Origin of the sequence: Streptomyces sp. NPDC050988 (assembly GCF_044456225.1) — a bacterium.
Classification (GTDB): Bacteria; Actinomycetota; Actinomycetes; order Streptomycetales; family Streptomycetaceae; genus Streptomyces.
The window spans coordinates 46,934-58,917 of sequence record NZ_JBITFQ010000049.1 but is presented as its reverse complement, the minus strand read 5'-3'; the positions used below and the strand labels follow the sequence as shown (position 1 = coordinate 58,917).

10 protein-coding genes and 1 pseudogene are annotated in these 11,984 nt (G+C 70.0%); 3 read left to right on the top strand and 8 right to left on the bottom strand.

What is annotated here, in order from left to right:
* The 5 genes and pseudogenes from ACIBEI_RS47930 to ACIBEI_RS47910 form a co-directional block, all read right to left on the bottom strand.
* On the bottom strand, positions 1 to 1,219 hold a 1,219-nt coding region (locus tag ACIBEI_RS47930; protein WP_398897675.1), incomplete at its 3' end, for a carboxylesterase family protein.
* Between the two features lie 240 nt (positions 1,220 to 1,459).
* Positions 1,460 to 2,803: an MFS transporter gene (locus ACIBEI_RS47925; protein ID WP_398897674.1), complete on the bottom strand. Its 1,344-nt coding sequence runs from the start codon at positions 2,801 to 2,803 to the stop codon at positions 1,460 to 1,462.
* The gene (locus tag ACIBEI_RS47920) at positions 2,800 to 3,972 is read right to left on the bottom strand and encodes an NAD(P)/FAD-dependent oxidoreductase (protein ID WP_398897673.1); all 1,173 of its coding nucleotides are present in this window, start codon (positions 3,970 to 3,972) and stop codon (positions 2,800 to 2,802) included. The genes ACIBEI_RS47925 and ACIBEI_RS47920 overlap by 4 nt, the downstream gene beginning before the upstream one ends.
* Positions 3,969 to 4,174: pseudogene (locus tag ACIBEI_RS47915) on the bottom strand (ferredoxin). Before ACIBEI_RS47915 ends, ACIBEI_RS47920 begins: the two are co-directional and overlap by 4 nt.
* A 12-nt stretch (positions 4,175 to 4,186) precedes the next feature.
* On the bottom strand, positions 4,187 to 5,407 hold the full coding sequence (locus tag ACIBEI_RS47910) for a cytochrome P450 (RefSeq protein ID WP_398897671.1): 1,221 nt from the start codon (positions 5,405 to 5,407) through the stop codon (positions 4,187 to 4,189).
* A gap of 188 nt (positions 5,408 to 5,595) precedes the next feature.
* Here ACIBEI_RS47910 and ACIBEI_RS47905 point away from each other — a divergent pair, with 188 nt between their 5' ends.
* Positions 5,596 to 6,198, top strand: coding sequence for a TetR/AcrR family transcriptional regulator (locus ACIBEI_RS47905; protein ID WP_398897669.1), 603 nt, complete (start codon positions 5,596 to 5,598; stop codon positions 6,196 to 6,198).
* A gap of 107 nt (positions 6,199 to 6,305) precedes the next feature.
* Positions 6,306 to 7,283 (top strand): aldo/keto reductase, encoded by a 978-nt coding sequence (locus tag ACIBEI_RS47900; RefSeq protein WP_398897667.1) that lies wholly within the window; start codon positions 6,306 to 6,308, stop codon positions 7,281 to 7,283.
* A 211-nt stretch (positions 7,284 to 7,494) separates the two neighbouring features.
* Here ACIBEI_RS47900 and ACIBEI_RS47895 read toward each other — a convergent pair whose 3' ends face one another.
* Together ACIBEI_RS47895 and ACIBEI_RS47890 are read right to left on the bottom strand one after the other, a co-directional pair.
* On the bottom strand, positions 7,495 to 8,373 hold the full coding sequence (locus ACIBEI_RS47895) for a menaquinone biosynthetic enzyme MqnA/MqnD family protein (protein ID WP_398897665.1): 879 nt from the start codon (positions 8,371 to 8,373) through the stop codon (positions 7,495 to 7,497).
* A 195-nt stretch (positions 8,374 to 8,568) separates the two neighbouring features.
* Complete coding sequence (locus ACIBEI_RS47890; protein WP_398897663.1) at positions 8,569 to 9,738, bottom strand: magnesium and cobalt transport protein CorA; 1,170 nt, start codon at positions 9,736 to 9,738, stop codon at positions 8,569 to 8,571.
* A 176-nt stretch (positions 9,739 to 9,914) separates the two neighbouring features.
* Between ACIBEI_RS47890 and ACIBEI_RS47885 the strand changes: the two genes are divergently transcribed.
* Entirely contained in the window at positions 9,915 to 11,033 is a 1,119-nt protein-coding gene (locus ACIBEI_RS47885; protein ID WP_398897661.1) for a winged helix DNA-binding domain-containing protein, read from the top strand.
* Between the two features lie 71 nt (positions 11,034 to 11,104).
* Here the strand turns inward: ACIBEI_RS47885 and ACIBEI_RS47880 are convergent, their stop codons facing one another.
* Positions 11,105 to 11,752 (bottom strand): LysE family translocator, encoded by a 648-nt coding sequence (locus ACIBEI_RS47880; RefSeq protein ID WP_398897659.1) that lies wholly within the window; start codon positions 11,750 to 11,752, stop codon positions 11,105 to 11,107.
* Positions 11,753 to 11,984 lie beyond the last annotated feature (232 nt).

The following is an 11,984-nucleotide window of genomic DNA, read 5'->3' as shown; positions in this document are numbered from 1 at the left end:
CTACGAGCGCAAAGCCGAGCACTTCCTGGCCTTCACGAGCATCGCCTGCACCCTCATTTGCTACCGCAGACTCGCCAAATGAGATGACGTCTAAGAAGGGCATCTCGACACCGTGTACGGCGCCGTGGCCCCCTTCCGTCGGTGCCCAGCCGAACTCGTACAGGAAGGCGGCCCCGCCGACGTCGAGGACCTGTCGTCCGATCGCGTGCGCCGGCTCGATGAAGACCTTGCGGGACATTTCCGCGACGGATTCCTCGGGTGCCGGGGACGGGGCGCTGACGGCGAACGCCCTGCCCTCGTCGGAGGTGTATCCGATGAGGAGGTCCGGCATGGGCTCGGACTGGAAGGTGCGCCGGTTCGTGTCGGGGTCCGCGAGTGGAGCCATCAGCGCGGGCCGGAACGGCACCGTCCCGCTCTTCGTCGACATGTCCGCATTCCACTGTGCCGTCCGGGCTTGCGTGTCGAGGATCCGCTGCACCGGGAGTGTCGTCAGATCGCCACGGGCTGCCTCGGCGAATAAGGGGCCGGCCGCGACTGCCTCGTCGTGGGTGGGGAGCGTCGCGAGAGTCGGTGCGCTCTGTGCGATCACCCGTCGGATCAGTCGTCGACTGCGTGGGACCGACAGGAGCGTGATGGCCGAGCTCGCGCCGGCGGACTGGCCGAAGACGGTGATGTTCGCCGGATCGCCGCCGAACGCGGCGATGTTGTCGTGCACCCATTCCAGCGCGAGGACCTGGTCGTACAGACCGAGATTGCCGTTGCTGACCCCTTCGTGGACCAGGTACCCCAGGGCACCCAGCCGGTAGTTGATGGACACGACGACGACATCGCCGTCGGCGGCGAGCCGCCCACCGTCGTACATGGGGAGTGTGCCGCCACCAGTCAGGTAACCGCCGCCGTGCACCCACACCATCACCGGTCGGCTCCCGGTGAGAGCCGGTGTCGTGATCGCCAGGTAGAGGCAGTCCTCGGACTGCGGCGGCTCGTTCCACTGCGGGCCGTAGACCGGTTCCAGGCGGGACGGCAGCTGCGGGCAGATCGGGCCCGGCCGGGTGGCGTCGACGGTGTCGGCGTGCCGGTCGGCCCGGACCGGCTGGGCGAACCGTTCGGCCGTTCCGTAGCGGATCCCGGGGAACCGCAGCACCTGGTCCGTTCCACGGATGCCGGTGACGGGCCCGGACTCCGGGCGGGCGAGAACGGATCCGGTGTCGGTGATCATCGTTTGGCTCCTTGTTGTTGAGGGCGGTTCAGTCGCGCAGGGCACGTGGTCCAGAGCAGTAAGGGCATAGGACTCCTCGGCGACTCGTCTCAAAGGCCGCGCGGGCCAGGTGCCGGCCGCGCACGCCGGTGATCCGGCCACCGCTTGCGTACATCGCCGCTCACCGGCTGGTGTCGATGTCTCCGGCGGCCACGTGCGGCGTCTCCGAGCGGAGGCAGGGCCATCCCGGCATCGGCGCGGTCATGCGATGGCGGCGCTCCGGCGACCGGCCAGCAGCAGGACGGCCGGTCCCATCACCGGCAGGGCCACGAGCACGAGGAACACCGTGGACAGGCTCGTCACTCCTCCGAGGCCGCCGACCAGGGCGGCGCCGACGCTCGCACCGATGAGGAACACCAACGTGGCGGCTCCGATGGCGACGCCGCGATCGGCTGCGGTCACGGCCTCGTTGACGGCCGACATCATGGCGGGCTGTCCCAGCCCGAACCCCACCGTGATGAGCCCCACGCCCAGCGCGAGCAACGCCGGGGAGTCCGTGGCGGCGCCGGCCGCGGCGACGAGCAGGGCCAGGGCCGCTATGGAGCACGCGACGGCGATGGCGCGCCGTGCGCCCAGCCGGGCGAGCGCCCTTCGGCAGAACCACGGCGCCACCAGCCCGACGGCTGCCGCGGGGAGCATCAGCAGACCGGTGGCCAACGGTGTCCAGCCCCAGCCCGCGGCCACGCCGGGCACCCCGACGAGCAATGCGAACCAGCTGGCCGGGATGGCGGCGGCCGCGAACGAGCTGCGCAGCACCACCGGGTTGGTCACGACGGAGCGGGGCAGGAATCCGTGTGGCCGCGCCCGCACCCGGGCGACGACGGCCGGTGCGCCCGCGGCGAGGAGCACCGCGCCGACGATCCCGGTGATCAGGCCCGACGACGGCGACTGGAGCAGCAGTACGAGTCCGGACGCGGCCATCGCGATGAGCACGGCGCCGGTGCGGTCGATGCGTTCGCGGGACCCGCCGGACGGCGCGATCCGGGCCAGGTATGGGAGGGCGAGCAGCCCCAGTGCGGGCAGCGTCATGGCCATCCGCCACCCGCCTACGTCCTCCAACGCGCCGCCCATGAGGGGACCCAGCGCGCTGAACGCGGCCCCCACCCCAGCCACCCGGCCGAGCGCCGCGCCGCGCTGCGGGCCGTCCCACATCGCCGACACCAGTGCGATGGCCAGCACCGCGATGCTCGCCCCGCCGAAGCCCTGCACGACCCGGGCGACGATCAGGACCGGGAAGGTCGGGGCCAGTGCGGAGCCGACCGCGCCGACCGCCATCACGATCACCCCGACGACCAGCGGCACCCGCAGTCCGTACGCGTCGGCCAGCCGTCCGTGCAGCGGGGTCGCGACGGCGAGCACCACCGTGTAGACGCTGATCGTCCAGGCCGCGCTGCTCGCGCCGATGCCGGGGTCACCTGCCAGCCGGGGCAGGCTCACCGTGACCGCGGACGTGCCGGTCGTGGCGAGTCCGTAGAGGATTCCGAGGAGAGCGGCGATCCACCCGGGGGAGCGCACGCTCCGGGGCGTGTCCGTGTGGATACTCACGACCTCCCCCATTCGTCGCCGGGGCTGAGCGGGTCGAAGACTTCGCCGATGCGGGCGCGCAGCCGGCGGGTGTCGCGGGGCAGCTTCCAGCCGAGCACGCCGGTGATCCGGCCATCGCTCGCGTACACGGCGGCGAACCGGCCGGCGCGGATGTCGCCCGCGGCCAACGACGGCACGGCGCCCGCCGGGAAGTCGCCGTACGCCTGGATCCTCACGTCGTACTGGTCGGTCCAGAAGTACGGGATCGGCGCGTACGGTTCGCCCTTGCCGAGCAAGGTGCGGGCGGCGGCCGTGCCCTGCTCGGTGGCGTTCATCCGGTGCTCGACCCGAGTCCGCCCGCCGTGCACGGGGTGCGTCCACGACGCGACATCTCCGGCGGCGGCGACGTTCGGCGCGGCCCGGCACAGCGAGTCGCAGTCGACGCCGTGGGTCAGCGACAGCCCGCTGCCCACGAGCCAGTCGGTGTTGGGTACGGACCCGATGGCGACGAGCACGGTGTCGGCCGGCAGTACGGTGCCGTCGGCGAGTTCCACACCGTCGACACGAGAGGTGCCGGACAGCCCGGTCACCCCGACGCCCAGCCGCATCCGCACGCCGTGGTCGGCGTGCAGCCGTGCGACCAGGCCACCGAGCCACGGTCCGAACTGCCGGTTCATGGGCGTCGGCAGCGGATCTACGACGGTGACGTCCGCGCCCGTACCCGAAGCCACGGCGGCCACCTCGCAGCCCATGAAGCCGGCCCCGACGATCACCACCGACCGGGCCGACGCGAGATCCGCCTTAAACGCCATCGTGTCCGGCAGGGTCCGCAGCGTGTGCACGCCGGCCAGTTCCTGCCCGAACGGCAGCCGCCGGGGCGTGACCCCGGTGGCGATGACCAGCTTGTCGTAGGCCAGATCGTCCCCGGGGGACAGCGTGAGTCGTCGGCTCTCGACATCCAGACCTGTGGCCCGCACTCCCAGCATCCATTCGACGCCTTCCACGGCGCACGGCAGGGCGATCTTCGAGGGTTCCCATGCGCCGGACAGGATCTGCTTGGACAGCGGCGGCCGGTCATACGGCAGCGAATCCTCGTCGCCGATGACCGTGAGCGGCCCGTCGTAGCCCTCGCGACGGAGCGTCTGCGCCGCGGTGAGTCCCGCGGCCGACGCGCCGACAACGGCTATCACGACTCGTCCAGTGTGATCAGTGCGATGGACAGTGCCGGGCACACCCGGGCCGCCCGGCGCACGTCGTCGTGCAGCTCGACCGGGGGAACTCGTTGCGCAGCACGACGATGCCGTCCTCGTCGCGCTGGTCGAACACGTCGGGGGCCATCAGCACGCACTGCCCGGAGCCGACGCACCTGTCCTGATCGACAGCAGCCTTCATGGCGGGAAATCCTTACCAGGTGACGGGAAGCGAGTGGACGCCGTACACGAAGTTGTCGTGCTTGAACGGGACGTCCTCGAAGGGGATCGCCAGTTCCAGCGTCGGGATCCGGCGGTACAACGTGCTGTAGACGACCTGCAGCTCCACGCGGGCCAGAGGCTGGCCGAGGCACTGGTGCACGCCGTAGCCGAAGGCGATGTGGTGCCGGGCCCGGCGGTGGATGTCCAGCCGGTCCGGCTCCGGGAACTGACCCTCGTCGCGGTTGCCGGCCTCGTTGACCAGGATGATGCCCTCGCCCGCGCGAACCAGCCGGCCGGCGACCTCGATGTCCTCGGTGGCCACGCGCCGCCGTCCGCCGGTCGTGATGTTGAGGTACCGCAGCAGTTCCTCAACCGCGTCGGCGATCAGATCCGGGTCGTCGGTGTCGCGGATCTCGGCCAGCTGCGCGGGGTTGCGCAGCAGCGCGAGGGTGCCCAGGGCGATCATGTTGGCGGTGGTCTCGTGGCCCGCGCTGAGCATCAGCACCGCCATGGCGGCGATCTCGTCGCGGGTCAGCGCGGCGGTGGCGAGCTGGTCGGTGACCAGTCGGCCGATCATGTCGTCGGCCGGCTGCTTCTCCTTGGCCGCCACCAGGTCCAACAGATACGCCTTGAGCTCGTCGCCGGCCTTGAGCGCTTCGTCCGTCGTCGTGCTGCGGGCGACCAGCTTGGTGCTGCGGGACTGGAAGAAGTCGTGGGCGGAGTACGGCACTCCGAGCAGTTCGCAGATCACCAGCGACGGCAACGGCAGCGCGAAGGCGGTCACCAGGTCGACGGGCTTGGAATCGGAGAGCGTGTCGTCGATCAGGTCGTCGATCAGGCCGTCCACGATCTGCTGGATGCGTGGCCGCATCGCCTCCATCCGCTTGATCGTGAAGTTGCGGGTGAGCATCTTGCGCTGCTGGTCGTGCTCCGGGTCGTCCGTGCTGATGAACGTCTTGGACTTCTCGCGCTGGACCAGGATCGCCTCGGTCTGGGCGGGATAGCCGGGCTTGCCGCTGTCGGCGCTGAACCGCTGGTCGGCCAGTACCGCGCGCTGCACGTCGTAGTCGGTGACCAGCCACGGCGCGCTGCCGTCCCAGATTCTGACTCGGCTGATCGGCCCGACCTCACGCAGTCGCGGGGACGAGTAGAAGGGGCACTGGGCGGCCCGCGGCATGGGGAAGGCGGGTATCTCTTCTATCTCTTCGGGCATGACTACCCTCCGTGATTGAACGCTTGTTTAGTTATGGAGGGTAGCCTATGCCTCCTGGCGGTGCGCAACTGGTGCACCGGCGGCATGTGGTCGAGGCCGTCGGGCGACGAGTCGGACGACCGCGTCGACGGGCCTCGTCGGCGAATTCGCCGATGGCCCGGTCGCCCTGGGGCCGGTTACAGTGCCTCGTGGCCGAGACATCGCAGCGCGCACGCAACCCGCGAGGGCAAGGGGGCCGGCTCCGCCTGGAAATCCTGGAGGGGGCCGCGCGCCTGCTGTCCGAGCTGGGCGGTGAGGAAGGGCTGACGATCCGCGGCGTCGCACGCGCCGCGAGCATCTCGCCGGCCGCCATCTACCAGCACTTCACCGACAAGTCCGCGCTGGTCAAAGGGCTGATCGAGTACGACTACGAGCAGATCTCGCAGGCCATGGCCAAGGCTGATGAGTCGTGCGAGCAGGGCGCCGTGCTGGAGCGGGTGCGGGCCCAGGTGCGGACGTACTGCCAGTTCGTCGTGGACAACCCCGGTCACTACCGCCTGCTGATCAACCATCAGCCGCTGACGGCGCCCCGAACCGGGCCGATGGTCGACCTCGTGACCAAGGTGGCCACGGCGTTCGAGCGCTGCGAGCAGGCCGGTGTGCGGCTGCGGATGCCGCCCCGGCGAGCCGCGGTCCTGGTCTTCACGGCCGCCCATGGCCGGGTCGCGCTCTGGCACGCCTCCGGAGACTTCGGGGCGGTCGAGGCCCTCGTCGACTTCGTCGACGAGGTGGTCTGGCTCGTCACCCAATGACCTTGATCACATGCCGCCGGTGCGCAAGCTGTGCACGCCGGCGGGTGGCGTGCTCTACCCTCCATGACTAAACGAACGTTTAGTCACCTGGGTAAGGAGTTCTCGCCATGCAATACCTCCGATTGGGCAAGAGCGGGCTGTCGATCTCCAAGGTCGTGCTGGGCTGCATGAGCTTCGGCGACCCGGCCGGCGGCACCCATCAGTGGTCCTTCGGCGTCGACGAGTCCCGTCCGTACTTCAAGCAGGCCATCGAGTCCGGCATCACCACGTTCGACACCGCCAACATGTACAGCCACGGCGCCAGCGAGGAGATCACCGGCCAGCTGCTGCGCGAGTTCGCCAAGCGGGACGAGGTGGTCATCGCGACCAAGGTGAACGCCACGATGGGCCCCGGCCCCAAGGGCGGTGGCCTGTCCCGGGCGGCGATCCTCACCCAGGTGGACGAGAGTTTGCGCAGGCTGGACACCGAGTACATCGACTTGTACCAGATCCACCGGCTCGACCCGAACGTGCAGCCCGAGGAGATCATGGAGGCGCTGCACGACGTGGTGAAGGCCGGCAAGGCCCGCTACATCGGCGCGTCCTCGATGTGGACCTGGCAGTTCGCCAAGCTCCAGCACGCCGCGGACCTGCACGGCTGGACCCGGTTCGTGTCCATGCAGGACCAGTACAACCTGCTTCAGCGCGAGGAGGAGCGGGAGATGCTGCCGTACTGCCTGGACCAGGGGATCGGCGTGCTGCCGTGGAGCCCGCTGGCGCGCGGCAGGCTGACTCGCGACCCGGACGAGCAGACCACGCGCAACAACACCGACGGCGCCGAGGAGATCCTCTACGGCCGGACCGCCGAGGCCGATCGGGGAATCATCGACGCGGTCGCCTCCATCGCCACAGAGCGCGGCGTCAGCCGCGCCCAGGTGGCACTGGCCTGGGTGATGCACAAGCCGGCGGTCACCGCGCCGATCGTCGGCACCACCAAGCCGCACCACCTCACCGACGCCGTCGCCGCCGCCGAACTCAAGCTCAGCGCCGACGAATTGACCCGGCTGGAGCAGCACTACACCACGCGCCCCGCGTCTGGCTTCTGACCGGCGCTCGCTCGATCAGGCCCGCTCGATCACGCCCGCTCGGAACAGGACGGTCACCCGGCCACGGTTCCGAGCGGGTCCGCCCCGCCGCGCACCGATACCGGCAGGACGGCAGCCCGGACGAGCGCCGCGATCTCGGCCGTCGACACAGAACGCACCGGCAACAACGCACCGACAATGCGGCTGATGGCGTACCAAGGCAGCCACTCCGCTACGGCTGGAGGACCGAGATCTCCAGCTCAGGATCGAATCCGGAGTCCGCGGCAACCCTGCGGGCGAACTCGCGAACACCCGCCAACTGGCGTTCGCCGAAGGAGAAGTCCAGAGCTTCGGTGTAGTAGCGGCGCAACGCCTGCTCGTCGAACGCCTCCCACCGGGCGGCCTGCTCGCACACCTTGTCGACTTCGGCCATCGAGAGGTCCCGGGACTCCAAGAAGGCCCGGTGCACCTCGCGCACGATGCGAGGGTTCTGCTCCAAGTAGTCCTTGCGGGCGGCCCAGGCCGCGAAAACGAACGGCAGACCGGTCCACGCCTTCCACATCTCGCCCAGGTCGTACACGAGCAGTCCCAGATCCTCGGCCTGGTGGAGGTAGGCGCGCAGCGCGGCGTCACCGATGACGACCGCGGCGTCCGCCTCCTGCATCATTACCGGCAGGTCCGGCGGGCAGGTGAAGTACTGGGGGCGGACCCCTTCCCGTTCCTCCAGCAGCAGTCGAGCCAGGCGTACCGACGAGCGCGAGGTGGAACCCAGGGCGACCCGGCGCCCGTCCAACTCGCGCAGTGGGACCTGGCTGACGATCAGACAGGAGGTCACCGCACCATCGCTGCCCACCGCGATGTCTGGGAGCAGTACCAAGTCGTCGGCATGCTTGAGGTACTCCATGCAGGCGATCGGACCGATGTCCAAGGTCCCGTCGACCAGCAGACTGCTCAGCCGGTCCGGCGTGTCCTTGGTCAACTCCATGTCGAGCAAGGTGCCGGTGCGGGCCAGTCCCCAGTAAATCGGCAGACAGTTGAGGAACTGGATGTGCCCGACCCGGGGACGCTTCCCCGGTTCATGCGGGACGCGAGCTACGTGTGACGTATCCACGTCCACAGGCTAGTACTCCAGGGTCTGCCCGGTGCCAGGGGTACCCGGTCAGAGATCATGCGAGCCAAGGGCGGTTGTGGGGCGGCGGCGGAACGCGACTGAGCCAGAGCGTCTGCTTGCAGATGGGAGAACTAGACGCGCGAGTCCAGACGCAATTCGTGGACCGCATGCTTTCGCGTTGTCGCCGACCAATACTCAGAGCCAGTCTCTCCGTTTGAAGATGACGTACAAACTGGTGCATACAACCGCCATCAAGACGATGGCGAAGGGATATCCGAGCTGCCAGTGCAACTCCGGCATCCGGTCGAAGTTCATCCCGTAGATCGTCCCGACCAGCGTCGGGGCGAAGAGGATGGCCGCCCATGACGAGATCTTCTTGATCTCCTCGTTCTGCTCGAAGCCCGCCTCGGCCAGGGCCCGCATTTCCGCGTTCTGCTGTTGGGTGACCAGGGTCGCGTTCACGGTGAGGATGTCGGTGAGGGCCTGGCGGAAGCCGTCGACGCGTTCGCTGGTGTGGGTGACGTGGTCGGCGACGTCGCGGAGGTAGCGCTGGAGTTCCTCGTCGGTGCCGTACTTGGCGAAGCCGGCCATCAGGCCGTGCAGCATGCCGACCAGGGGGCGGGTGGCGCGCTGGAACTCGACCATCTCGCGGGAGAGTTCGTAGATACGGCGGGACACCCAGGGGTCGCCGCCGAAGACCTCGGTCTCGATCTCGTCGATGTCGTTCTGGACACCGGAGACGACCGGGGCGTAACCGTCCACGACAGCGTCGAGGATCGCGTACAGGACCGCCTCGGGGCCGAGCTTCAGCAGCTCCGGCGTCTCCTCCATGCGGCGGCGTACGGCCGAGAGGTCGGGGGCGGCGCCGTGCCGGACCGTGATCAGGAAGTCCGGGCCGACGAAGACGTGCAGCTCGCCGAAGTCGACCTCCTCCGACGCGTCGAGGTACCGGGCGGCGCGCAGCACGACGAAGAGCGTCTCGCCGTAACGCTCTAGCTTCGGCCGCTGATGGGCCTCCATCGCGTCCTCGACCGCGAGCGGGTGGAGGTCGAACTCGGCCGCCAGAGAAAGGATTTCCTCCTCCGTCGGACGGGCCAGGCCGATCCACGCCATGCCGTCCGGCTGCTCCCGCAGCTCACGGAACGTGTCCGCGAGGGTGGCGGGGTTCGCGACACGCGTCCCGTCGCGGTAGAGCGCCGCCTGTACGACGCTGCCCTCCTCCGCAGGAGCCGGCTCGGCCGGGGTCGGACGCGGCGCCGGGGGATCCGCCGGCGGCGGCGTCGCCTCGGGCACGGCGCGCCGCCACACCGGCTTCCGGCCGCCCTCCGAGGGTGGCACCGGGCGGCGGGCTCGGCGGTCTGACATCGCGGCAGCCTCCCTGTTGATGCCGATGGGTCGCATCTGTCGAACATGTCGAACGTCCGTCTTGGCGATCACCGAGCAGGATATACGGGTCAAATGGCGTGAGCGGGTGTGTGGGGTAGGGGATCGACAAGGGTTGCGGACCGAACTTGTCCGCAAGCCTCGATAGCGTGCGGAGCATGATGAAGACGACCTCGACCGCCCCCGTGCTGAGCGCCCGTGAGCTGAACCGCGCGACCCTCGACCGGCAGCTGCTCCTGCGCCGGGCCACCATGGCCGCGACGGACGCCGTCGAGCACCTCGTCGGCCTCCAGGCGCAGAACGTGAAGCCCCCGTACCACGCCCTCGCCGCCCGCCTGGAGGGATTCGCGCCCGAGGAACTCTCGGCCGCCATGGAGACGCGCGAGGTCGTACGCATCGTGACCATGCGCTCCACCATCCACACCCACACCGCCGACGACTGCCTCACCCTGCGGCCTCTCGTGCAGGCCGCGCGCGAGCGGGAGCTGTACGGCTTCCGCCACGGACTCGTCGGCGTCGACCTCGACCGGCTCACGGCGATCAGCCGGGAACTCGTCGAGACCGAGCCGCGCACCCTGAAGCAGCTGCGCGAGGCACTCCTCGTCGAATGGCCGGACGCCGACCCGCTGGCCCTCGCCATCGCGGCCCGCTGCCGACTGCCCCTCGTCCAGGTCACCCCGCGTGGCCTGTGGGGCCGCAGCGGACAGGTCGCGCTCACCACCGCCGAGCACTGGCTCGGCCGACCCGCGGAGCCCGCGCCCGCCCCCGACGCCACCGTCCTGCGCTATCTCGCCGCCTTCGGCCCCGCCTCCGTCAAGGACATGCAGACCTGGGCCGGTCTCACCCGGCTGCGCGAGGTCTTCGAACGGCTGCGGCCCCAACTGGTCACCTTCCGCGACGAGCACGGCGTCGAGCTCTTCGACCTGCCGGACGCGCCCCGCCCGGACGCGGACACACCGGCCCCGCCGCGGCTGCTGCCCGAGTTCGACAACCTGCTCCTCTCGCACTCCGACCGTTCCCGGGTGGTGCCCGCCGACTACAAGGGCCGTTCCTGGCAGGGCAACCAGGCCTACTGCACGCTTCTCGTCGATGGATTCCTGGAGGGTATTTGGCGGCTGGAGGAGTCCCCCGAGGAGGCCGTGATCACCATCGAACCCTTCGGCACGTTCAGCAAGCGGCAGCGGGAGGAAGTGGTCGAGGAAGCGACGCGGATGCTGTCGGTGCTGAGCACGGCGTCCTCGTACGACATCCGGTTCGGGACCGTCGTACGGGGCTGACCGCGGAGACGGGACGGGCGCGAGCGATCCGGAGACAGGACGGGCGCGGGGAAGGCGCGCTCGGTGGTCCGTCAGTCCGTGCGGCCCGTTGTCGCGACCGTGAACCCGAGGCCGACCATCGTGAGGCCGCCCGCGCCGCCGATCATCGACAGCCGGCGGTCCGAGCGGGCGAACCAGCTGCGGGCCGTGGCCGCGGTCAGACCCCACAAGGTGTCCGTGACCAGGCCGATGGTTATCGGGATCAGGCCCAACACAAGCATCTGCAGGGGCACTTGACCGGCCGAGTGGTCGACGAACTGGGGGAGCACCGCGGCGAAGAAGACGATGCCCTTCGGGTTGGTGACGCCCACGAGGGCGCCGTCCAGGACCGTCCGCAGATCGCCGCGGGCGGGCGCGTCCGCCCGCTCCGTGATGTCCGAGGCCCGCATCTCCTTGCGGTGCCGGAACGCCTGGACACCGAGGAAGACCAGATAGGCGGCCCCCGCCAGCTTCACCACCAGGTAGACGGTGACCGATCGCTCCACTATCGAGCCGACGCCCACGGCGACCGCCACGACCAGCAGATACGAGCCGAAGACGTTCCCCAGCGCCGTCGCCACCGCCGTGCGCCGGCCGTGGGCCAGTGCCCTGCCGATCACGAACAGCACGCTCGGCCCCGGGATCATGACCACCAGCAGCGACATCGCCGCGAAGGCCAGGAACCGATCCGTCGACACCATGCCCGTCCCCCCTCACGCATTACCCAGCACCCATGACCCGCACCTGAATCCATTGAAACAGGCGCCACCGACAACGCACCCCGATCCGGTGCGGGCACATGGAAAGGGGGGGGGGGGGGGGGGGGGGGGGGGGGGGGGGGCCCCCCCCCCGCCCCCCCCCGGGGCGGGGGGGGGGGGGGGCGGGGGGGGGGGGGGGGGGGGCGGGTGTGGGGGGGGGGGGGGGGGGGCTGGG

Bases quoted from the DNA above. Each gene is read 5' to 3' on its own strand.
- ACIBEI_RS47900 (WP_398897667.1), top strand. From the start codon at position 6,306: ATGCAATACCTCCGATTGGGCAAGAGCGGGCTGTCGATCTCCAAGGTC.
- ACIBEI_RS47890 (WP_398897663.1), bottom strand. From the start codon at position 9,738: ATGTCAGACCGCCGAGCCCGCCGCCCGGTGCCACCCTCGGAGGGCGGC.
- ACIBEI_RS47880 (WP_398897659.1), bottom strand. From the start codon at position 11,752: ATGGTGTCGACGGATCGGTTCCTGGCCTTCGCGGCGATGTCGCTGCTG.
- ACIBEI_RS47885 (WP_398897661.1), top strand. From the start codon at position 9,915: ATGATGAAGACGACCTCGACCGCCCCCGTGCTGAGCGCCCGTGAGCTG.
- ACIBEI_RS47910 (WP_398897671.1), bottom strand. From the start codon at position 5,407: ATGCCCGAAGAGATAGAAGAGATACCCGCCTTCCCCATGCCGCGGGCC.